Genomic DNA, 20,436 nt, shown 5'->3' with positions numbered 1-20,436 from the left:
CCTCAGAAGATGTAGTGGTCCACCAGCAATGCCGCGAACAACACGCTGAGGTGGATCAGCGAGAAGCGGAAAGTCTTGCGCGCCAGCGCATCGGAGTACTCGCGCCAGAGGCGAAAGCCGTACCAGGTGAAGCCGGCGCTCAGGCCGAGCGCCACCGCCAGGTACAACCACGAACTCATGCCGTACGCGAACGGCATCAGGCAGGCCGCGAACAGCACCAGCGTGTACAGCAGGATCTGCAGCCGGGTGAACTCGTTGCCGTGCGTCACGGGCAGCATCGGCAGGCCGGACTTGCGATAGTCCTCCACCCGGTACAACGCCAGCGCCCAGAAGTGCGGCGGCGTCCACAGGAAGATGATCAGGAAGAGGATCAGCGCCTCCGGGCCGACGTCGCCGCGCAGCGCCGCCCAGCCCAGCACCGGCGGCATGGCGCCCGAGGCGCCGCCGATCACGATGTTCTGCGGCGTCAGCGGTTTCAGGATCACGGTGTAGATCACCGCATAGCCGATGAAGGTGCCGAGCGTCAGCCACATGGTCAGCGGGTTGACCCATGCGTACAGGATCCACGACCCGATCGCGCACAGCACGGCAGCGAACAACAGCGTCTGCGTGTCGCTCAGGTCGCCCGTCGCCGTGGCGCGCCACGCGGTGCGGCGCATCTTCGCGTCGATGCCCTTCTCCACGATGCAGTTGAACGCGGCTGCCGCACCGGCCACCAGCCAGATGCCGGCGCAGGCCACCAGCGCGAGGCGCACTTCGTCCAGCCCCGGCAGGCCCGGCACGGCCAGCACCATGCCGATGAGCGCGCAGAACACGATCAGCTGCACGACGCGTGGCTTGGTGAGCTGGTAGAACTGGCGCACGACATTCAGGTTCATGCGGACACCTCGCGCGCGCGCACGGCGCTGGTGGCCTGCTCCTTAGCGGCGCGGCTCTCGCGCAGCGCCCACGTCAGGACGACCACGAGCGCCGCGGCACCGCCCGTGTGCGAAACGGCCGCCACCAGCGGCCAGCCCAGCACGACGTTCGACAAGCCGCTGGCGAACTGCCACAGCGCCAGCGCCGCGACGGCGCGGCTCGCCCAGTGCAGGGGGCCGCCGCGCAGCCGCCAGGCGAGCACCGCCAGCACGGCGAAGAGCACATAGGCCGCCAGCCGGTGCGCGTAGTGGATCGCAGTGAGCGCGGCGAACGCGATGTGCTCGCCGGCACCGGTCATGCCGAGATGCCGCCACAGCTCGAAGCCCTGGCGGAAGTCCATCGCGGGCCACCACTGCCCCTGGCACATGGGGAAGCTGCTGCACGCCAGCACCGCATAGTTGGTGCTGACCCATCCGCCCAGCGCCACCTGCACCCACAACAGCGCGTACGCTGCAAGCAGCCAGCGGCGCGCGCCGGCGGGAACCCGCATCGGGCCACTGCCACGCTGGGCCTGGCGGTACGCCACCGCCTGCATCGCCAGCAACGCGAGCAGCACCATGCCGCCGAGCAAGTGGAGCGTGACGATGGCCGGAAACAGCTTCATCGTCACCGTGAGCGCCCCGAACGCGCCTTGCACGCAGACCCAGGCCAGCGTGAGCGCCGGCCACGCCGGGTGCACCGGCAAGCCGCGCTTGCGTTGCAGCCACGTGGCGACGGCCAGCGTCGTGATCAGCACGCCGACGCCGGTGGCGAGGTAGCGGTGCAGCATCTCGACCCACGCCTTGCCCTGCGTCACCGGACCGGTCGGCATGCGCGCCTCCTCGGCGCGGATCTCCTGCAGCGCACCGACCGGGCTGGCGTTGCCGTAGCAACCCGGCCAGTCCGGGCAGCCGAGGCCGGAATCGGTGAGCCGGGTGAAAGCGCCGAACAGCACCAGGTCGAACGTCAGGAACAGCGTCAGCAAGGTCAGCGCGGCCAGCCGCTGCGCCGGCGCCGCCTGGCGCTGGCGCAGCCATACCCAGGCCAGCGGCCCGCTGGCGATGGCCAGGCCCAGAAGCGCCAGCCGCAACGCCGGCGCCAGGTCGTAGAGCGAAGCGTCCATCAGCCGCCGCGCCCGGGCTTGTCCCAGCCCGCCGACGCGCGCATCAGCCGCTCCAGGTCCTTGCGGACTTTCGCGGCCGTGGCCGCGTCCTGCGTGGCGGGGAACCGCATCATCCAGTGGCCCAGCGGGTCCACCACGTACAGGTGATCGGCCAGTTGCCGGTCGCGTGCCGGGGTGAGCCAGCCAGCCAGCTGCGCCGGATCGACGCGCAGCACCGTGCCCTGTTGCAGCGCGGGCTTCAGGTCGTCGCGCACCGGCGCGGAATCGGGGATCAGCCAGACGCGGTCCAGCCGCTCCTTGTCGCGGCCCAGGCCCTCGCGCAGCTGGCGCTGGTAATAGAGATGCTTTTCGCACGCGGCGTCGCAGGCGCCGCCGGCCACGCTCACCAGCAGCCACTGGCCCTGCAGGGCAGGCAGGGCGACACGCTGGCCATCCAGCGTCGTGCCGGTGATGGACGGAATCGGCCGTTGCGGATCCACCAGCTCGCCGAAGTTGCGGCGGCCCTCGGGACGGACCACGTAATACATGAAGTAGGACGCCAGCACGGGTGCGGCGCACACCAGGGCGACCACCAGCATCTTCCAGCGGCCGGTGCGGGTGCGCTGCTCGTCGGCCATCGCGGCTTCCTGCGGCGCCGGCAGCGAATGCACGGTCAGGCCGAGGGGCTGGTCAAGGTTGCCGGGCACGGCGGCGGGGGAGGACGAGTTGGAACCAGACATAGAGGATGGCGATCAGGGCGGAGAGGGCCCACCACTGGAAGGCGTAGCCGTAGTTCTTTTCGGCGCCGCTGCCCGCCTGCGGCCACTGCCGCAACAGGCCTTCGGAGCCGGGGCCGGCCTGCTGCACGGACAGTTCGAGCAGTGGCAGGGCCGTTTCCGCGCGGAACCGCGCCAGGTCCAGATTCTGCCGGATCGGCCCGGCCTCCTGCGCGTCGAAGGCGTATAGCTTGGCGGGCGGCGGGGCCAAGCGGCCGCGCACCTCCACCCGGCTGGTCGGGGTTTGCACCGGCGGCAGTTGCTCCCGCCTGGTGAAGTTGCGTGGCGCCCAGCCGCGCTGCACCAGGATGACGGCCTCGCTCCCCTCGATGCGCAGCGGCGTGACGACATAGAAGCCGGGGACCGCATTCATCTGCCGGTTGTCGAGGAAGACCGTGCGCTCGGCGATCCAGCTGCCGCGGATGACGACCGGCCGGTGCAGCAGCGCTGGATCCACGCCGCGCGCGGCCACCAGTTCAGGGATCGTGACCGGAGCCGAACCGGCGCGAGCAGTCATCGCATCATGCAGCGCGGTGCGCTGCTGGCCGCGGCCCCACTGCCACGTTCCCAGGCTCGCGGTCACGCCGATGCCAACGACGGCAGCGATGGCGATCGCGATGCGTTTCAGCATGCGGACGCGTCGCCGCCGATAATCGAAGGCATGACATACCTGGTGGTGCTGGGCTTCCTGGCCATCGTCGCAAGCCTCGGTTCGGCGCTGTACTTCATGATGAGGGACGGGCAGGACGGCAAGGCGAAGACGAGCAACATGGCGCGCGCGCTGGCGTTCCGCGTCGGCTTTTCGATCCTGCTGTTCGTGTGCATCCTGCTCGCCTGGAAGTTCGGCTATATCCAGCCGACCGGCATACCGTTGAGATAGTTCCCGTCGCCATGGACAAGGGCCGCTCGCGCGGCCCTTTCTCTTGTGTGTCGGGGTTCGCTGCCGCGAAACCCGACCTACGGACATCGCGATTGGCGGACGGAAACCCCACCCCCGTAGGCCGGGTTCGGCGCAGCCGACCCCGGCGTCCCGGTCAGAGCCAGTACACCAGCGTGTATAGGAACAGCCAGACCACGTCCACGAAGTGCCAGTACCACGCGGCGCCTTCGAAGCCGAAGTGACGGTCGGCGGTGAAGTGGCCGTTCATCAGGCGCAGGGTGATGAACAACAGCATCAGCATGCCGATGATCACGTGGAAGCCGTGGAAGCCGGTGAGCATGAAGAACGTGGAACCGTAGGCGCCCGAGCTGAGCTTCAGGTTCATGCCGGTGTAGGCGTGGTAGTACTCGTAGCCCTGGACGAGCGCGAAAGCCAGGCCGAGCAGCACGGTGACCCACATCCACAGCACGGTGGTGCCGCGATGGCCGGCGCGCAGCGCGTGGTGGGCGATGGTCAGCGTCACGCCGGAGGTCAGCAGCAGCGCCGTGTTGATCGTCGGCAGCCAGAACGGCGTCATCACCTGGAACGGCTCGATGATGCCGGCCGGCGACGCCGTGGTGCCCGGGGCGATGCTGGGCCACACCGCCTTGAAGTCGGGCCACAGGATGGCATTGTCGATGCCGCCCAACGCCGGCACGGAATGCGCGCGCATCCACCACAGGGCGGTGAAGAAGGCGCCGAAGAACATCACCTCCGAGAAGATGAACCAGCTCATGCTCCAGCGGAACGAGAGGTCGATCTTGCGGCTGTACTGGCCGCTTTCGCTTTCGCGGGCGGCGTCGCGGAACCACTGGAACAGCACCCAGAACAGCCACAGCATCCCGAACAGCACCAGGTACTTGCCCCAGTCCGCGTCGTTGATCCAGTTGGCCGCGCCAAAGATGATGAACAGCAGGCCGAACGACGCGAACGCCGGGTGGCGCGACGGCTGGGGAACGTAGTAGGGGGACGGGGTCCCCGTTGCGCTAGAGCTCATCTTGACTCCTGATCCTCTGTCTTCTTCGATTCAAATTCTTCTCAAACGACCCAGTTCACCAGGGCGACCAGGCCCGCGATGAAGCCGGCCACCAGCGCCAGCGCCACGCCGATCACGGCCAGGGGGCTCAGCTTGCCCAGGTCTTCCTCGTAGCCGCTGCGCTTGCGGACGCCGAAGAAGGCCCAGAGAACGGCCTTGAACGTGTGCAGCACGTTCACCCCCCTGCTCCCTGCACCGGCGCCTGCGCCGTCGGCGCGGGCGGCGTCTTGCTGCCGACCTCGAAGAACGTGTACGACAGCGTGATGGTGGTCACGTCCTTCGGCAGTTTCGGGTCGATCACGAAAGCGACGGGCCACTGCTTCTTCTCGCCAGGCTCCAGCGTGTACTGGTTGAAGCAGAAGCATTCGAGCTTGTTGAAGTGCGCCGCCGCATTGCGCGGCGCGTAGCTCGGGATCGCCTGTGCGGCCATCCTGTGCGTCTGCACGTTCTGGAACTCGTACATCACCGTCGCCAGCTGGCCCGGGTGCACCTGCAGCGAAGCCTGCGCGGGCTTGAACAGCCAGGGCCCGCGCGCGTTGGCGTCGAATTCCACCGTGATCGTGCGGCTCGTGTCCACCTGGGAATTGGCCGCGGCGGTGGAGCCGCCGGGCACCTGCTTTTCGCCCAGCGCCAGGATGTTGATGCCGGTCAGCTCGCAGATGTGCTTGTAGATCGGGATGAGGGCGTAGCCGAAGAGGAACATGCCGCCTGCGACCACGGCAAGCTTGCGCATCATCTTCAGGTTTTCGCCCCGGATCGCCATCTTCATTTTCCCAGCAGCAGCATCTTGCCGAGGAAACCCACGAAGAAGACGAGTGCCACCGACGCCAGGATCAGCGCCAGGCGGAGGTTCTTCTTGCGGCGGTCGTCGTCGGCCATGGTGCTCAGCGCACGCCTGCCGGGTTCTCCGGCTGCACGCGCGCGTCCAGCACGCGGGTGGCCGTCGGGTCCAGGCGCGGAGGCGTCTCGAAGGTGTGGAAGGGCGCCGGCGACGGCACTTCCCATTCCAGGCCTTCGGCACCCTTGCCGTCCGGATCGTTCCACGGGCGCTGCGGCGCTTTCGCGCCCTGGCCCCGCATGCAGGGCAGCACGACGAAGACGAAGAAGTACACCTGCGCCAGGCCGAAGGCGAACGCGCCCACAGAGGCCACCGCGTTGAAGTCGGCGAACTGCATCGGGTAGTCGGCATAGCGGCGCGGCATGCCGGCCAGGCCCAGGAAGTGCATCGGGAAGAACGTGACGTTGAAGGCGATCATCGTCCACCAGAAGTGGATCTTGCCGCGCGACTCGTTGTACATCACGCCCGTCCACTTCGGGATCCAGTAGTACACGCCGGCGAACATGGCGAACAGCGAGCCGGCGACCAGCACATAGTGGAAGTGGGCCACCACGTAGTAGGTGTCCTGCAGCAGCAGGTCGATCGGCGCCATGGCCAGGATCAGGCCGGTGAATCCGCCGATCGTGAACACGAAGATGAAGCCCACCGCGAACAGCATCGGCGTCTCGAACGTCATCGAGCCCTGCCACATGGTCGCGATCCAGTTGAAGATCTTCACGGCCGTGGGCACCGCGATCAGCATGGTGGCGTACATGAAGAACAGCTGGCCCGTCACCGGCATGCCGGTGGTGAACATGTGGTGCGCCCAGACGATGAACGACAGGATCGCGATCGAGCTGGTGGCATAGACCATCGATGCATAGCCGAACAGGCGCTTGCGCGAGAACGCGGGCACGACCTGGCTGACGATGCCGAAGGCCGGCAGGATCATGATGTAGACCTCGGGGTGGCCGAAGAACCAGAAGATGTGCTGGTACAGGACCGGGTCGCCGCCGCCGCCGGGATTGAAGAACGTCGTGCCGAAGTGGCGGTCGGTCAGCGTCATCGTGATCGCCCCGGCCAGCACGGGCATCACGGCGATCAGCAGGTAGGCGGTGATCAGCCACGTCCAGCTGAACATGGGCATCTTCATCAGCGTCATGCCGGGGGCGCGCATGTTGAGGATGGTCACGATGATGTTGATCGAGCCCATGATCGACGAGGCGCCGAGGATGTGCATCGCGAAGATGCCGGCGTCCATCGACGGGCCCATCTGCAGCGTCAGCGGCGCGTACAGCGTCCAGCCGGCGGCGGGGGCGCCGCCCGGCATGAAGAACGAACCCACCAGCAGGATGCCCGCGGGCACCATCAGCCAGAAGCTGAAGTTGTTCATGCGCGCGAAAGCCATGTCCGGCGCACCGATCTGCAGCGGGATCATCCAGTTCGCGAAGCCCACGAAGGCCGGCATGATGGCGCCGAACACCATGATCAGGCCGTGCATGGTGGTGAGCTGGTTGAACAGCTCGGGGTTGACCAGCTGCAGGCCGGGCTGGAACAGCTCGGCGCGGATCAGCATGGCCAATAGGCCGCCGAACATCAGCATGAAGAAGGCCCACAGCAGGTACAGCGTGCCGATGTCCTTGTGGTTGGTCGCATAGACCCACCGGCGCCAGCCCGTCGGGGCGTGGTCGTGGTGGTCGTCATGGCCGTGGGCAGCGTGGCCGTGCGGATCGAGAACTGCGCTCATGAATGGTTTCCTCTATTCCTTCGGCCGGGTCACTTGCCGCGCTGGGCCAGCACTTCGGACGGCTGCACCAGCTGGCCGGTCTTGTTGGTCCAGTTGTTCTTGGTGTAGCTGATGACGGCGGCGATGTCGGTGTCGGACAGCTGCTTCCAGGCGGGCATCGCGCCCCTTCCGTTGAGCACGACGTGGATTTCCTTGGTCTTGTCGGCGTCCAGCACGACCGGGGAGGCCACCAGCGCCTTGATCGGGCCGGCCCCCATGCCGCTGGCCTGGTGGCAGGCGGCGCAATTGGCGGCGTAGACCTTCTCGCCGCGGGCGATGATGTCGGTGAGCTGCCAGACCTTGGCGGGGTCGTCCTGCTTCGCGGCGGCCAGCTTCTTCTGGTCGCCGGACCATTTGACGAACTCGTCCTGGCTGACCACCTTCACGTGGATCGGCATGTACGCGTGTTCCTTGCCGCACAGCTCGTAGCACTGGCCGTAGAAGTCGCCCGTCTTCTCGCTGCGGAACCAGGTGTCGCGCACGAAGCCGGGGATGGCGTCCTGCTTCACGCCGAATGCGGGGATGCCCCAGGCGTGGATGACGTCGTTGGCCGTGGTGATGATGCGGACCTTCTTGTTGACGGGCACCACCAGCGGGTTGTCCACTTTCAACAGGTAGTCGGTCGGCACGTCGGCGCCCTGGGCGCCGGCGTTGGAGATCTCGCGGTGGGTGCTGTCCAGCGTGGACAGGAAGCTCACGCCCTGCGCGTCGCCGGTCAGGTAGTCGTAGCCCCACTTCCACTGGTAGCCGGTCGCCTTGATCGTCACGTCCGCGTTGCTGGTGTCCTTGCTGGCGACCAGCACCTTGGTGGCCGGCAGGGCCATGGCGATGACGATCACGAACGGGATGATCGTCCAGATGACTTCCACCGTCACCGACTCGTGGAAATTGGCCGGCTTGTGGCCCTTGGACTTGCGGTGCTTCCAGATGGAATAGAACATCACCGAGAACACCAGGATGAAGATCACGATGCAGGTGATCAGCATGAACCAGTGCAGCCAGGAAATCTCGACGGCGATGCGCGTGGCCGCCGAGTGCAGGTTGAGCTGCCGCACGGCCGGGCCGCCCGGCAGGTCCTGAATCGCCGCCTGGACCGGCGCGGCCAGCACGCCGGCGAGCGAGAGCAGCGCCGCGATCTTGGAAATACTCTTCATCGTTTTCAGCCTCAAGCCTTCAAAAAACCGTCTCGCGGGCGTGCCGCCCGTTCATGCCTCACGCAGCGCCCGGCGGATTTCCCGCGCCAGCTCGGGCCGCAACTCCGGCCGCACATAGCGCCCCACGATCATCCGCCGTCCCTGGCCGGACAGCTCGATCAGCGACCGGTCGTCCGCCCCAGGTTCGACCCGGACCCAGTCGCGGTTGAATTCCGCCCGCTCCAGCCGCCCGGCGCGTTCCCGCTCCACGACCAGCCGCTGCCCCTGCAGGAGGATGTGCTCGCCGTCGGCCGCATGCCGTGCGTAGGCAACGAAGGCGGCGCCGACGGCCGCCAACTCGAGCCACGCGAAGGGAAGGATCAATACCGCACCCTGGAACCAGAAAACCGCCCCGATCCCGAGCGTCACCACGCAAAGCGAGGCATACAGCCAGCCCAGCTGGGCCGGCGTCACCGAGCAGTTGCGCCTCAGGAACCAGTGAATGGCCTGACCCTGGACGGTGGCGAAACGGAATACGAGGTTGGGCACGGGCGACGCACGTCAATCAACCGCGCATTGTAAGCGAGGCCGGATGTGCCACTTCGAACCCGGATGCGTGTCGGGTGCACCGCCGGGGCGGCTTCAGGCCCGGCCGCGATCGGCGTGCAACATCGTGCGCATGTCGTCGAGCGACACGGCGCTGCGTTCCCCCACCCTGGCGCGCGGCAGCGGCTTGAGTGCATGGCCGTAGATGACCTCGAACGTGAGCCCCAGCTTGCCATCGGCTCCGCGCATGTGCTGGTCCAGCGCGGCTTCGAGCCGCCGCGGCCAGCCGCGGCCGCGCAAGCCGGAAAAACGGGCCGGATGCAGGTTGGCGCCGAGCTCGCGCAGCTCCTCCAGCAGCCGGGCCGGCGTGTCGAAGGACAGGCGGATGCGCTCCATGTCCATCACCGGCTCGGCAAATCCACCCTGGACCAGCATGTCGCCCCAGTCGTGCATGTCGGTGAATTCGTGCGCCGGCGGCGGCCAGCCCATGGCGGCATAGGCTCCCCTCAGCTCGCGCAGGGTGTCCGGCCCCAGGCAGGAAAACATCAGGAAACCATCCACCGCCAGGGCCTCGTGCCACTGGCGCAGCAGCACTTGCGGATCCGCCGCCATGTGCAGTTGCATGTTGGCCCAGAGCATCTGCGCCGAACCGGAGGGTACGGGGCCGAATTCGGTGCCGCCGCCGCGACCCTGGCCCAAGGGGGCCGGGAGGTGGCGCCACCACGGCGGCGACAGCTGGTCGCGGGCCATGGCCATGCGCTCCGGCTGCGGCTCCACCACGTGCACCCGCGCTTGCGGGTAGCGCTTGCGCACCAGGGCGTGCGACCGCAGCCCTCCCCGCACCGGCTCCCAGTCGGCCCAGGCCTGCGGATCGCGCTTGATCCACTGCAGCCGGTCGGCCATGCGCCGGCCCACTTCCTCGTGCAGCCAGGGGCTGGCCGCGGGGGCGCACGCCTGCCAGCGCGCGGCCGCAGCGGGCGCGATGGTGGGGGGTCGATCGGAGGATGTGCTCACGGGGGCTGCGAAGTATATTGACCCGGATGCGCGCCGCCTGGCTGCCCCGCTGGCTGACGACTCCGCCGAGCCGCTGCGCGGTGTGCGGGGCCTGGCCGGCCAGCGCGCTTTGCGCCGGCTGCGCCACCGTCTTCGCGCGGCCGCAGCATCGCTGCCGGTTGTGCGCGCTGCCCCTCACCGGCGCCGCCCCGGTGTGCGGCGCCTGCCTGCGCGAACCCCCGCCGCTCGACGCCTGCCTTGCCGCCGTGCCGTATGCCTATCCCTGGTCCAGCCTGGTCGCGCGCTTCAAGTTCAGCGGCGAGCCGGGCTGGGCCGGGGCGCTGGCCGGGCGCATGGCGCTCGTCCCGGGCGCGGCGGAAGAAATCGCGCGGGCCGACCTCGTGCTGCCCATGCCGCTGGCGCCACGCCGCCTGGCCGAGCGCGGCTTCAACCAGGCCCTCCTGCTCGCGCACAATCTGGCGCCGGCGCGCACGCAAGCGCATCTCCTGCTGCGCCTGCGGGAGACGGGTTCGCAGGCCACCCTCGAGCGCAAGGCGCGCAGCCTGAACGTGCGCCATGCCTTCGGCGTCGATCCGCTTCGGGCCGCGGAAGTCGCCGGGCGCTGCGTGCTGCTGGTGGACGACGTCATGACCAGCGGTGCGTCGCTCCATTCGGCCGCGCAGGCCGTGCGGCAAGCCGGCGCGCTGCGGGTCAGCGCCCTCGTGCTGGCCCGCACCGACGAGCCGCACTAGTTCGCGCACATGCCGCGACAATCGCCGCATGTTCCATATCGTCCTGGTGGCTCCCGAGATCCCGCCGAACACGGGCAACGTGATCCGGCTGGCGGCCAATACCGGCTGCACGCTGCACCTGGTCGAGCCGCTCGGCTTTTCGATGGACGACAAGCACATGCGCCGTGCGGGCCTGGACTATCACGAGTACGCGGAGGTGCGAAAGCACGCCGATTGGGGCGCACTGCTGGCGTCGCAACAACCGGATGCGGCGCGCCTGTTCGCGCTGAGCACGCGCGGAACGCGGCGCACCCATGACGTCGCGTTCCTGCCGGGCGACTGGCTCGTCTTCGGTTCGGAGACCAGCGGCCTGCCGGCCGCCATCCTGGACACCATCGCTCCGGCGCAGCGCTTGCGCCTGCCGATGCGCGCGGGCCAGCGCAGCCTCAACCTGTCGAACGCCGTGGCCGTGACGGTGTTCGAGGCCTGGCGACAGAACGGGTTCAACGAGGCTGGCTGAACGCTGCCTCACCCCGCGCGACACAAGCAATACTCCGTTGCACCGTGCTGTGTTTGAAACATCGCGCGGCTGCCGCATCTGCCCCTTGACCTGTCCTCATCCCGGGACAGGCCAAGCAACCCGAGACTCCTTTGATGCCCGCCTCGCGCGGGCTTTTTTTTGCCTGCGCGTTGGTGAACCGATCCGGCTCAGGCGTAGCGCCGGGAAACCGTCTCGGCGATGCAGGCCGGCTTGTCGCTGCCCTCGCGCTCGACGCGGGCCAGCCAGGTGAGCTGGACGCCGTCATCGGGCACCGGGTCGCAGGCCTGCAGCGCCAGGCGCGCGCGCAGGCGGCTGCCCACGGGCACCGGAGAGGTGAAGCGGACCTTGTTCAGGCCGTAGTTGATCGACAGCCGGCTCGGCATGTGGATGGCGGAGTCGAAGAAGGTCGGTATCAGCGACAGGGTGAGGAAGCCGTGCGCGATGGGGGCGCCGAATGGGCCGGCCTTCGCGCGCTCCACGTCGACGTGGATCCACTGGTGGTCGCCGGTGGCGTCGGCGAAGCGGTTCACGCGCTCCTGCGTGATCTCGATCCAGTCGCTGACCGCGACCTCCTGGCCGACCAGCGACCGCAATTCCTCGAGGGTGGCGATGGTTCTCATCGCCGCAATGCTACGTCAGGCGTCGAGCCACTTGCAGATTCCCTGCCACTGTTCCAGGTCCTTCTCCACCTTGCCCCGCGCAACGTCGAACAGCGTCAACCCGCGCGCGGCGAGGTGCACGTAGTTCTGCGTCGGCCGCAGGAATCCCAGCACCGGCAGGCCCAGGCTGTCGACGAACTCCTGCAGCTTGTCCGCCGCGATGGTGCGGCTGTCCACCCGCATGCCGACGATGCCCACCTGGATGCGGCCGGCCTTGCGCAGCTGCGCCAGCTCGTCCAGGAAAGCGCGGGTGGCGAACATGTCGAAGATGCTCGGCTGCAGCGGCACCACCACCTTGCCCGCCGAGTGCATGGCCTCCTGCAGCATCTTGCCGTGGATGCCGGCGGGCGTGTCCAGCACGACGTGCGTGGTGCCCCTGGGCGGTTTGGCGATCTGGCCTTCGCCGACTTCCCAGCTGCTGATCGGACGCGCCTCGGGTGGCCGCAGCCGCAGCCAGAGCCGGGAGGACTGCTGGCGGTCGGCGTCGCCCAGCATCACGCTGTGGCCGCGGCTGGCGTAGTAGCCCGCGATGTTGGTGGCGACGGTGGATTTACCGACTCCGCCCTTGGGGTTTGCTACAACGACGACCGGCATCATCGGCCTCCTGCGTGGCGCGGCCCGGACGGGACCGCTTTGCGCTATGTTACCGGGCATGGATGAGTTCGCAAAACCGCCGGCCGACGTCTATGTGCTGGCCGCCCACCCCGACTGGCGCGAATCGCGGGTGAATCGACAGCTGATGGCAGTGGCCGGCTCCCTGCCAGGGGTGAAGGTGCAGGACCTGTACGGCCGCTATCCCGACTACGACATCGACGTGCCGGCCGAACAGGCGAATGCCCAGGCGGCGCAGCTGCTCGTGCTGCTGCACCCGATCCAGTGGTATTCGATGCCGCCGCTGATGAAGCTGTGGCTGGACGAAGTGCTGCGCTACGGGTGGGCCTACGGACGCGGCGGCACCGCGCTGCAGGGCAAGGACGTCTGGCTGGTGGCCACCACCGGCGGGCCCGAATCCTCGTACCACCCGCAGGGCTACAACCGCTACTTCTTCGATGCCTTCCTGCCGCCTTACGAGCAGACGGCCACGCTGTGCGGCATGCGCTTCCTGCCGCCGCTGCTGTTGCATGGCGCACACCGCGCCACGCCCCCGGAGCTGCAGGCGCACGTCGAGGTCTTCCGGCAACGGCTTTCCAGCTATCCCGACTGGCCTGAGATCGCGGAACTGGGCGCCTGCCCGATCGTCGACGTTCCCTCGACGGACCGGCCCTTGCCCAACGAGGCAGCGGGCTGATGGAACACGCGCCCGCCTGGCTGACCAACAGCCTGATCTACCTGGCCGCCGCCGTGATCGCGGTGCCCGTGTCGCGCGCCCTCGGCCTTGGCGCCATCCTCGGCTACCTGGCCGCGGGCATCGCCATCGGACCCTGGGGCCTGAAGCTCGTGCCCAACGTCCAGGACGTCCTGCATTTCGCCGAGTTCGGCGTGGTGCTGATGCTGTTCCTGGTGGGCCTCGAACTGGAGCCGCGCCGGCTGTGGAACCTGCGGCGGCCGATCTTCGGCTGGGGCAGCGTCCAGCTGTTCGGATCCGCGGCGTTGATGACGGGCATCGGGGTGGCGTGCGGCGTGGACTGGCGCATCGCGCTCGTCGCATCGCTCGCGCTGGCGGACTCGTCCACCGCGACCGGCCTGCGTGCGATGGCCGACCGCAACCTGATGCCCACCATGTCCGGAAGCAGCACGCTGAGCGTGCTGTTGCTGCAGGACGTGGCAGCGATCCCGGTGCTGGCCCTGTTGCCGCTGCTGGTTGTCGCGGGGGCAAGCTCCAACGGCGGCGGCTGGCTGGCCGGCGCCAAGGCGGTCGGCGTGATCGCCGCCATCGTCCTCGGCGGCCGGCTGCTGCTGCGACCCGCACTGCGCTGGATCGCCCGCAGCGAATCGCCGGAGATCTTCACCGCCGCCGCGCTGCTGATGGTGGTGGCGACCGCTTTCCTGATGCACTCGGTGGGCCTGTCGATGGCACTCGGCGCCTTCCTGGCCGGCGTGCTGCTGGCGGAGAGCGAGTACCGGCGCGAACTCGAAACCGACATCGAGCCCTTCAAGGGCCTGTTGCTCGGCCTGTTCTTCATCGCCATCGGCATGACCATCGACTTCGCCGTCGTCATGAGGCAGCCGATGCTGGTCGCGGCCATCGTGCTCGGTTTCCTGGCCGCCAAGGTCCTGGTGCTGTGGCTGATGACGCGCCTGATGCCGATCCCCAAGGCAGAACGCCCGGTGTTCATCGTCGTGCTGGCACAAGGCGGCGAAGTGGGGTTCGTCGTGCTGCAGACGGCCCTGGGTGCCCGCCTGCTGGACGGGCCGACGTCGTCGCTGCTGGTGGCGGCCATCACGCTGTCCATGCTGCTCACGCCGCTGATGATGCTGGTGGCGGACCGATGGAGCGCGCGGCTCGCGGCCGGCACCGCGCGCACCCTCGACGAACTCAGCGAGCCGCAGAGCGCGCCGGTCATCATCGCGGGCTTCGGCCGCTACGGTCAGATCATCGGCCGGCTGCTGAACGCACAGGGCGTGGCGGCGACGGTGCTGGACCACGACGTGGACATGGTGGAGGCCGCGCGCGCCTTCGGCTACAAGGTTCATTACGGCGATGCGAGCCGGCTGGACCTGCTGCGCACGGCCGGCGCGCAGTCGGCCCGCGTGCTGGTCGTCGCCGTGGACGACAAGGAGCAGTCGCTGCGCATCGTCGACCTGGCGCGCGAGCACTTCCCCCACCTCGAACTGGTGGCCCGCGCCCGCGACGTGACGCACTGGAACCAGCTGCGCGACCGCGGCGTGATGCGGGTGGAACGCGAGCTGTTCGAGTCCAGCCTGCGCAGCGGCCGCACCGTGCTCGAGGTGCTGGGCTCGCCGCCGCACGAGGCGCGTCGCCAGGCGATGCGCTTTCGCCGCCACAACCTGGCGCTGTTCGAGCAGATGCATCCGCACTACAAGGACCGCCGGCGCCTGATCGCCGTGGTCAAGGAGGGGCGGCAGCAGCTGGAGGAGCAGATGGCGCGCGAGCGCCAGGAGGCGGCCGAGCGCAGCCGCAAGGGCGAGGAGCGGACGCCGGGCTGGGATTCCGAACGTTAGTCACAGTATTCACGCGCGCTTTGCAATGCTCGTCAGCGCGCCGGCGCCATGGGCCGTTGTGGGAGGAAGGCCGCGTCAACCTGCGGCCGCAGTCCGACGGAGGTCCGCATGAACGCAGCACGGCATGGCGAAATCGGGGGGTTCCGGCTTTGTTTCCGGTCCCTCTTCGACAGCGGGCGCGGCTATGCGTTCCCTTGCGACGACCAGGGCCATGTCGATATCGACGGCCTCACCGAGCAGTCCCGCAACAACTACTTCTACGCCCGCGCCATGGTGGGCCGCGAGCTGGCGGCGCCCGCGGTGGAGTCGGCCGGCCCGCATTGAGCGCGCAGGCCCGGGCTCAGGTCGCCGTCGCCGCGACGGCGCCGGCCGCCTCTTCCTGCGCCTCGCGCGGCAACTCGAACAGGCGGAAGGGCGGCTGGTCCGGTCGCGAGCGTTGCAGCAGCGGCTTGGCCACGTTGTAGACCGGCACGCCGTTGATGGTCCTGCCTTCCAGCGCGCCGCGGTGGGCGTGCCCGTGGAAGATGGCATCGACCGGATAACGCAGCAATGGCTCCTCCAGCCGGCTGCTGCCCAGAAAAGGGAAGATCTCCAGCGGCTCGCCGGCCAGGGTGGCGGCGATCGGCGCGTAGTGCAGCAGCGCGATCTTGCGCGGCGTGCGCAGCTTGGCCAGGGCGGCCTCCAGCTTCATCGCTTCCTGCTGCGCCTCTTTCACGAACAGCTTGATCACCGGCTCGCCCCAGGCACCCAGCGAGCCGCGGCCGAAGCCGCCGGCAAAGCCCTTGGCGCCGGCGATGCCCACCCCCTCGATCTCGCAAGCCTCGCCATCGAGCACGCGCACGCCGGCGTGCTTGAGGATGTCCGTGACGATTTCCGGCGTGCCGGATTCGTAGTCGTGATTGCCCAGCACCGCGACGATGGGCTTGTTCACCACCGACAGTTCCTCGGCCAGCACCCGCGCTTCTTCCGCCGTGCCGTAGTCGGTGAGGTCGCCGCAAAGCAGCAGCGCGTCGGCGGCGTTGCAGGCCTGGGCGAAGAAGGCACGCAGCGTGCCGGCATGGTCCTTGGTGACGTGGATGTCGCCGACGACGGCGAATCGCACGGTGGAGGGGGAAGCTGGCATGGGTGAAAGTTTCCGGATGAGACGCCATCGTGCCGCGAGGACCATTTGGCGACTGTAGGCGGATGCTGACGCTGCGTGAGGTTCGTTCTCGCCGTCACTCAGGTTCCCGGCCGGGAGGCGCCCTGCCCGACGATTGTTACCTTGCACTGATGTCTTCCACCATGCCCCTGGCGCCGTCCCTCGAGGACGAGGTCGCACCGGACACCGCAGCCTTCTACCGCCGCGCGCTGCGCGTGCTGGTGGATGCCGGCGTGCCGTTCCTGGTTGGCGGCGCGTTCGCGCACGCCTGCTTCACCGGCATCCGGCGATCCACCAAGGACCTGGACCTGTTCATTCGCCGCGGCGACCTGGACCGGGTCCAGGCCTTGATGGCCGAAGAAGGCTGGCGCCCCGAGTTGACCTACCCTCACTGGCTGGCCAAGGTGTACGCCGGCGAAGACTTCATCGACCTGATCTTCAACTCGGGCAACGGCCTCACGCCGGTGGACGACCGCTGGTTCGTGGACAACGCCGAAGCCGACATCCTGGGCGTGCCGGTGCGCATCGCCAACCTGGAAGACGGCATGCTGTCCAAGGCCTTCATCATGGAGCGCGAGCGCTACGACGGCGCCGACATCGCCCACCTGCTGCAGGCCAATGCCGAACGCATCGACTGGCCGCGGGTGCTGGAAGGCTTCGGGCCGCACTGGCGCGTGCTGCTCGCGCACCTGTCCCTGTTCGGCTACATCTATCCGGGCGAGCGCCATCGCATCCCCCAGTGGGTCATGCAGTCCCTGCTGGACCGGATGGCGGCGGAAATTGCGCGCCCCCCGGTCCAGGACCCGCATGTCTGCGCGGGCACGCTGCTCTCGCGCGAGCAGTACCTGCACGACGTGGAGCAGCTCGGCTACGTGGACGGCCGGCTGACGCCGGTGAGCACCATGACGCCGGAAGATGTCGCGACGTGGACCGAAGCCATCCCTTCGCGGCAGGCGGAAGCGCCAGCGCATGCCGCCACCCTGGAGGGCGTGCCCCGATAATCCGGCGATGCTGCTCGACGCGAACCTGCGGGCCCGGATCCAGTCAAGGCTGGACGCATGGGACGTGCGCCGCGCTCCCCATGGGCCCGAGCGAACAGCGGCGGTGGCGTTGACGTTGATCGAGGAAGGCCTGGGCGCCGAGGTGCCAGGCTTGGCCAAGCCGCCAGGCTGGAGCACATCGGCGGCGGTGCTGCTCACGCGCCGCGCGCAAACTTTGAACAACCATGCGGGCCAGTGGGCGCTGCCCGGCGGCCGCATCGACGAAGACGAGAGTCCGCTGCAGGCGGCGCTGCGCGAACTGGACGAGGAGGTCGGGCTGCGCCTGGCGGAGTCCGACCTGCTGGGCGCGCTGGACGACTACGTCACCCGCTCCGGCTTCGTCATCACGCCCCTGGTGTTCTGGGGCGGCGAGGCGAGGACCCTGGTCGCGAATGAAGAGGAAGTGGCCAGCGTGCACCGGATCGCGTTGGCGGAATTCATGCGGGCCGACGCGCCGCTGCTCGAGCCTTCCGAGGACGCCGGCCGCCAGATCCTGCGCATGCCCGTCGGCGACGCATGGATCGCGGCGCCCACGGCCGCGCTGCTCTACCAGTTCCGCGAGATCTGCATCGCCGGCCGCCCGACCCGCGTCGACCATTTCGATCAGCCGCTCTTCGCGCGACGCTGACGCGGGAGTTGGCGCACGGGCGCAGTTTGGGTACGATTCCGTCCATTGCGCCATGGAAGATCGCATTCGCTGCCTGGATCCGGAGGTCCGGCCTCCCGAGTACCGCGTCCCCCGGGGCCGCAGTGGCGTCGGCTCGGAGACGGCGCTGGAAACCCTGTTGAGCGACATGGAGCGCATTCGCCGCGCCAAGGAAGCCTACGGCGAACCCGTCGAACAGCAGCAACACTTGCAGTTCCGCTTCTGACCTAGCGTCCGGCCAGGAAGCCGTCCCACACCAGCTTGGAGCCGGTGAGGAACATTCCGGCGTAGACGAGGCGGTAGAAGACGTGCGGCTGGATGTGGCGCGCCAGTTTCATGCCCAGGAACACCCCGACCGGCGCGAAGGGCAGCAGCGCCACGGACGTTGCCATGTTGCGCAGGTCCAGCAGCCCGAGCCAGCCGTACGGGATCCACTTGGCCATGTTGATCGCGGTGAAGAACACGCCCATCGTCGCCGCAAAGGTCACCGGCGCCATGCGCAGCGGCAGCACGTAGGCGTTCACCGGCGGTCCGCCTGCATGCGCGACGAAACTGGTGAAGCCGCTGGCGGTGGTCAACAGCGCTCCCAGCCATTTCGGCGGCGGCGGGCTGTCGGGTCGCGGCGGGAAGAGCAGGCGCTGGGCGAGGAACACCAGCGTGACGGCACCCACGATGCCGGCCACCAGGCGTGCATCGAGCAGCTTGAAGGAAAGGGTGCCGATGACGGTACCGACCAGGCCGAACGGGACCAGGAAGCGAAGCAGCTTCGTGTCCCACTTTCCCCGGTAGGCGGCCAGGCCCATCATGTCCATGACGAACAGGATGGGCATCAGGATGGCGGCGGCCCGCGGCACGGTGACCGAGAGGGCCATCAGGGGCACGGCGAGGGAGCCGAAGCCGGAACCGAAGCCGCTTTTGCTGATGCCCAGCAGCAGGACGGCGGGGATGGCGGCAGCGTAGAACTGCCAGTCGGTGATGAGGGGGAAGGTCAAGCGACGATTGTCGCTTGGTCTACTTCAACCGGTTCTTCAGCGCCTGCAGCGACACCAGCAAGTCCGCGATGAATTTCGCCGTGGGCTCGTCGGTCAGTTCGCCTTGCGCGTTGAACTTGGTCTGCGCGTTGCCGATGAAGACCTCCGGCTTGTTGACGGTGAAGGTGTTCATGTAGACCAGGATCTTGCGCAGGTCGTACTGGCCGCGCGCGGTGCCCAGGGGGCCGCCGCTGGCGCCCATGATCGCGACCGGCTTGCCGTCGAACGGCGGCTCGGGCGGGCGCGACATCCAGTCCAGCGTGTTCTTCAGCACGCCCGGAACGGAGAAGTTGTACTCGGGCGAAACCAGCAGCAGGGCGTCGGCCGCGCGGACCTGCGCCTTCAGCGCGGCGACGGCAGCCGGCTCGCCGGCGGCGCGCACGTCGTCGTTGTAGAACGGGATGGCGGAGATGTCGGCGACCTCGATCGTCATGCCTTGCGGCGCCAGCTTCTGCGCGGCGCGCAGCGCCATGGCGTTGAACGATGCCTTGCGCAGGCTGCCGCAGATGGCGAGAACTTTCATGTCTTCTTTCTTGAGGATGTACGTTTCACTCACTCGGCGCGGATGCCGAGCGTCCTGACCAGCTTCGACCAATGGTCGACGTCGCGCCGCACCACGGCACGCGCATCGTCGCCGATCAGCGCCATCGGCTTGCCGCCGCCCTTGAGCAGCGCTTCGTGCACGTCGGGCATGGCGGCCACCTTGGCGAAATCCGTGCGCAGTTTCTGCAACACCTCGGGCGGCGTCTTCGCGGGCGCGAACAGGCCGAACCACGACTCGAGTTCCAGTTGGGCCGCGCCGCTTTCCAGCACCGTGGGCACTTGCGGATGCATGGAATTGCGCGCCGAACCGGACACCGCGAGCGCCTTGGCGTTGCCGGCGTCCACCTGTACGCGTGCAGTGGGCGACAGGTCGAAGAACAGGTCGACCCGGCCGCCCAGCAAGTCCTGGTAGGCCGGCTGCGCGCCGCGGTACGGCACATGCGCGACTTCCACGTTCGCGAGGTGCCAGAGCGCCGCGGCCAGCACGTGCTGTCCGGAGCCGACACCGGCGGACGCGTAGGTCAGCTTGCCCGGGTTGGCCTTCGCATGGGCCAGCACTTCGGTCAGGTTGCGCAACGGCAGGTCCTTGCGCGCCACCAGCGTGTAGCTGTAGCCGACCAGCAGGCCGACGGGCTCGAAGTCCTTCAGGCTGTCATACGGCAGGTTGGGATAGAGGCCGGGGTTGAGCGCGAGGTTCGAGACCGACCCGACCAGCAGCGTGTAGCCGTCGGCCGGCGCCTTCGCGGCGGCATCGGTGCCCACCAGCGTGCCGGACCCGGTCCGGTTCTCCACCACGAAACTCTGCCCGGTCACCTTGCCCATGCGGTCGGCGATGAGGCGGCCCACGGTGTCGAAGCCGCCGCCGGGAGGCTGCGGCACGATGATGCGAACCGGCTTGGTGGGATAGCCCTGCGCCTGCGCGAGCGGCACCGCGCAGGCGAGCGCGAATGCAGCGAGGATGTGGCGGCGGTTCATC

At 68.4% G+C, this 20,436-nt stretch carries 27 protein-coding genes; 9 read left to right on the top strand and 18 right to left on the bottom strand.

The genetic code is table 11. The annotated features are described in order from the left end of the window. Positions 1-2: 2 nt before the first annotated feature. From cyoE to WG902_RS07425, 4 genes are read right to left on the bottom strand one after another with little or no spacing between them, the layout of a single operon-like run. Positions 3-878: a heme o synthase gene (cyoE, locus tag WG902_RS07440; RefSeq protein WP_340059313.1), complete on the bottom strand. Its 876-nt coding sequence runs from the start codon at positions 876-878 to the stop codon at positions 3-5. Further along, positions 875-2,020, bottom strand: coding sequence for a COX15/CtaA family protein (locus tag WG902_RS07435; protein WP_340059312.1), 1,146 nt, complete (start codon positions 2,018-2,020; stop codon positions 875-877). Before WG902_RS07435 ends, cyoE begins: the two co-directional genes overlap by 4 nt. After that, complete coding sequence (locus WG902_RS07430; RefSeq protein WP_340059311.1) at positions 2,020-2,739, bottom strand: hypothetical protein; 720 nt, start codon at positions 2,737-2,739, stop codon at positions 2,020-2,022. Before WG902_RS07430 ends, WG902_RS07435 begins: the two co-directional genes overlap by 1 nt. Continuing rightward, a complete protein-coding gene (locus WG902_RS07425; protein ID WP_340059310.1) occupies positions 2,690-3,406 on the bottom strand; it encodes an SURF1 family protein in 717 nt (238 codons plus the stop codon). The genes WG902_RS07430 and WG902_RS07425 overlap by 50 nt, the downstream gene beginning before the upstream one ends. A 30-nt stretch (positions 3,407-3,436) precedes the next feature. Between WG902_RS07425 and WG902_RS07420 the strand changes: the two genes are divergently transcribed. Continuing rightward, positions 3,437-3,655, top strand: coding sequence for a twin transmembrane helix small protein (locus tag WG902_RS07420; protein WP_340059309.1), 219 nt, complete (start codon positions 3,437-3,439; stop codon positions 3,653-3,655). Positions 3,656-3,809: 154 nt separating this feature from the next. On the opposite strand, the gene WG902_RS07415 is transcribed toward WG902_RS07420, so the two are convergent. From WG902_RS07415 to WG902_RS07380, 8 genes are all read right to left on the bottom strand, one after another. Then, the gene (locus WG902_RS07415; RefSeq protein ID WP_340059308.1) at positions 3,810-4,691 is read right to left on the bottom strand and encodes a cytochrome c oxidase subunit 3; all 882 of its coding nucleotides are present in this window, start codon (positions 4,689-4,691) and stop codon (positions 3,810-3,812) included. A gap of 41 nt (positions 4,692-4,732) precedes the next feature. Further along, positions 4,733-4,909 carry a DUF2970 domain-containing protein gene (locus WG902_RS07410; protein ID WP_340059307.1) on the bottom strand — a complete coding sequence of 59 codons (177 nt, stop codon included), beginning with the start codon at positions 4,907-4,909 and terminating at the stop codon, positions 4,733-4,735. Further along, positions 4,906-5,493: a cytochrome c oxidase assembly protein gene (locus WG902_RS07405; protein WP_340059306.1), complete on the bottom strand. Its 588-nt coding sequence runs from the start codon at positions 5,491-5,493 to the stop codon at positions 4,906-4,908. Before WG902_RS07405 ends, WG902_RS07410 begins: the two co-directional genes overlap by 4 nt. A 2-nt stretch (positions 5,494-5,495) precedes the next feature. Next, the gene (locus WG902_RS07400; protein ID WP_340059305.1) at positions 5,496-5,609 is read right to left on the bottom strand and encodes a cytochrome oxidase small assembly protein; all 114 of its coding nucleotides are present in this window, start codon (positions 5,607-5,609) and stop codon (positions 5,496-5,498) included. A gap of 5 nt (positions 5,610-5,614) precedes the next feature. Then, the gene (gene ctaD / locus WG902_RS07395) at positions 5,615-7,294 is read right to left on the bottom strand and encodes a cytochrome c oxidase subunit I (RefSeq protein ID WP_340059304.1); all 1,680 of its coding nucleotides are present in this window, start codon (positions 7,292-7,294) and stop codon (positions 5,615-5,617) included. A gap of 29 nt (positions 7,295-7,323) precedes the next feature. Further along, a complete protein-coding gene (gene coxB, locus WG902_RS07390) occupies positions 7,324-8,487 on the bottom strand; it encodes a cytochrome c oxidase subunit II (RefSeq protein WP_340059303.1) in 1,164 nt (387 codons plus the stop codon). 51 nt (positions 8,488-8,538) lie between these two features. Beyond that, the gene (locus tag WG902_RS07385; protein WP_340059302.1) at positions 8,539-9,015 is read right to left on the bottom strand and encodes a DUF2244 domain-containing protein; all 477 of its coding nucleotides are present in this window, start codon (positions 9,013-9,015) and stop codon (positions 8,539-8,541) included. A 93-nt stretch (positions 9,016-9,108) separates the two neighbouring features. Further along, positions 9,109-10,026 carry a biotin synthase gene (locus tag WG902_RS07380; RefSeq protein ID WP_340059301.1) on the bottom strand — a complete coding sequence of 306 codons (918 nt, stop codon included), beginning with the start codon at positions 10,024-10,026 and terminating at the stop codon, positions 9,109-9,111. Positions 10,027-10,052: 26 nt separating this feature from the next. Between WG902_RS07380 and WG902_RS07375 the strand changes: the two genes are divergently transcribed. Beyond that, positions 10,053-10,757 (top strand): ComF family protein, encoded by a 705-nt coding sequence (locus WG902_RS07375; RefSeq protein WP_340059300.1) that lies wholly within the window; start codon positions 10,053-10,055, stop codon positions 10,755-10,757. 28 nt (positions 10,758-10,785) lie between these two features. Further along, the gene (gene trmL, locus WG902_RS07370) at positions 10,786-11,256 is read left to right on the top strand and encodes a tRNA (uridine(34)/cytosine(34)/5-carboxymethylaminomethyluridine(34)-2'-O)-methyltransferase TrmL (protein ID WP_340059299.1); all 471 of its coding nucleotides are present in this window, start codon (positions 10,786-10,788) and stop codon (positions 11,254-11,256) included. 188 nt (positions 11,257-11,444) lie between these two features. On the opposite strand, the gene WG902_RS07365 is transcribed toward trmL, so the two are convergent. Then, entirely contained in the window at positions 11,445-11,897 is a 453-nt protein-coding gene (locus WG902_RS07365) for a MaoC family dehydratase (protein ID WP_340059298.1), read from the bottom strand. Positions 11,898-11,912: 15 nt separating this feature from the next. Continuing rightward, positions 11,913-12,530 carry a ParA family protein gene (locus WG902_RS07360; protein ID WP_340059297.1) on the bottom strand — a complete coding sequence of 206 codons (618 nt, stop codon included), beginning with the start codon at positions 12,528-12,530 and terminating at the stop codon, positions 11,913-11,915. 58 nt (positions 12,531-12,588) lie between these two features. On the opposite strand from WG902_RS07360, the gene kefF reads away from it, so the two are divergent. The 3 genes from kefF (at position 12,589) to WG902_RS07345 (ending at position 15,383) form a co-directional block, all read left to right on the top strand. Further along, entirely contained in the window at positions 12,589-13,224 is a 636-nt protein-coding gene (gene kefF, locus WG902_RS07355) for a glutathione-regulated potassium-efflux system oxidoreductase KefF (protein ID WP_340059296.1), read from the top strand. Beyond that, positions 13,224-15,059, top strand: a complete 1,836-nt coding sequence (gene kefC, locus WG902_RS07350; RefSeq protein ID WP_340059295.1) for a glutathione-regulated potassium-efflux system protein KefC — start codon at positions 13,224-13,226, stop codon at positions 15,057-15,059. The genes kefF and kefC overlap by 1 nt, the downstream gene beginning before the upstream one ends. A gap of 108 nt (positions 15,060-15,167) precedes the next feature. Then, positions 15,168-15,383: a hypothetical protein gene (locus WG902_RS07345; RefSeq protein WP_340059294.1), complete on the top strand. Its 216-nt coding sequence runs from the start codon at positions 15,168-15,170 to the stop codon at positions 15,381-15,383. 16 nt (positions 15,384-15,399) lie between these two features. Here the strand turns inward: WG902_RS07345 and WG902_RS07340 are convergent, their stop codons facing one another. Further along, positions 15,400-16,182, bottom strand: coding sequence for a metallophosphoesterase family protein (locus WG902_RS07340; protein ID WP_340059293.1), 783 nt, complete (start codon positions 16,180-16,182; stop codon positions 15,400-15,402). A 149-nt stretch (positions 16,183-16,331) separates the two neighbouring features. Here WG902_RS07340 and WG902_RS07335 point away from each other — a divergent pair, with 149 nt between their 5' ends. From WG902_RS07335 to WG902_RS07325, 3 genes are read left to right on the top strand one after another with little or no spacing between them, the layout of a single operon-like run. Next, positions 16,332-17,201, top strand: a complete 870-nt coding sequence (locus WG902_RS07335) for a nucleotidyltransferase (RefSeq protein WP_340059292.1) — start codon at positions 16,332-16,334, stop codon at positions 17,199-17,201. A gap of 7 nt (positions 17,202-17,208) precedes the next feature. After that, positions 17,209-17,868, top strand: a complete 660-nt coding sequence (locus WG902_RS07330; RefSeq protein WP_340059291.1) for an NUDIX hydrolase — start codon at positions 17,209-17,211, stop codon at positions 17,866-17,868. Between the two features lie 52 nt (positions 17,869-17,920). Next, the gene (locus WG902_RS07325; protein ID WP_340059290.1) at positions 17,921-18,112 is read left to right on the top strand and encodes a hypothetical protein; all 192 of its coding nucleotides are present in this window, start codon (positions 17,921-17,923) and stop codon (positions 18,110-18,112) included. A gap of 1 nt (position 18,113) precedes the next feature. On the opposite strand, the gene WG902_RS07320 is transcribed toward WG902_RS07325, so the two are convergent. Genes WG902_RS07320 through WG902_RS07310 form a run of 3 tightly spaced genes read right to left on the bottom strand, consistent with a single transcriptional unit; the run spans position 18,114 to position 20,435 of the window. Next, a complete protein-coding gene (locus WG902_RS07320; protein WP_340059289.1) occupies positions 18,114-18,878 on the bottom strand; it encodes a sulfite exporter TauE/SafE family protein in 765 nt (254 codons plus the stop codon). A gap of 19 nt (positions 18,879-18,897) precedes the next feature. Further along, positions 18,898-19,440, bottom strand: coding sequence for an NADPH-dependent FMN reductase (locus WG902_RS07315; RefSeq protein ID WP_340059288.1), 543 nt, complete (start codon positions 19,438-19,440; stop codon positions 18,898-18,900). A 29-nt stretch (positions 19,441-19,469) separates the two neighbouring features. Further along, a complete protein-coding gene (locus WG902_RS07310; RefSeq protein WP_340059287.1) occupies positions 19,470-20,435 on the bottom strand; it encodes a Bug family tripartite tricarboxylate transporter substrate binding protein in 966 nt (321 codons plus the stop codon). Position 20,436: the final 1 nt, after the last annotated feature.

Source organism: Ramlibacter sp. PS3R-8, from assembly GCF_037572435.1.
Classification (GTDB): Bacteria; Pseudomonadota; Gammaproteobacteria; order Burkholderiales; family Burkholderiaceae_C; genus Ramlibacter.
Note: the sequence above shows the minus strand (reverse complement) of the source record. Positions and strands in the feature narration are given on the sequence as shown.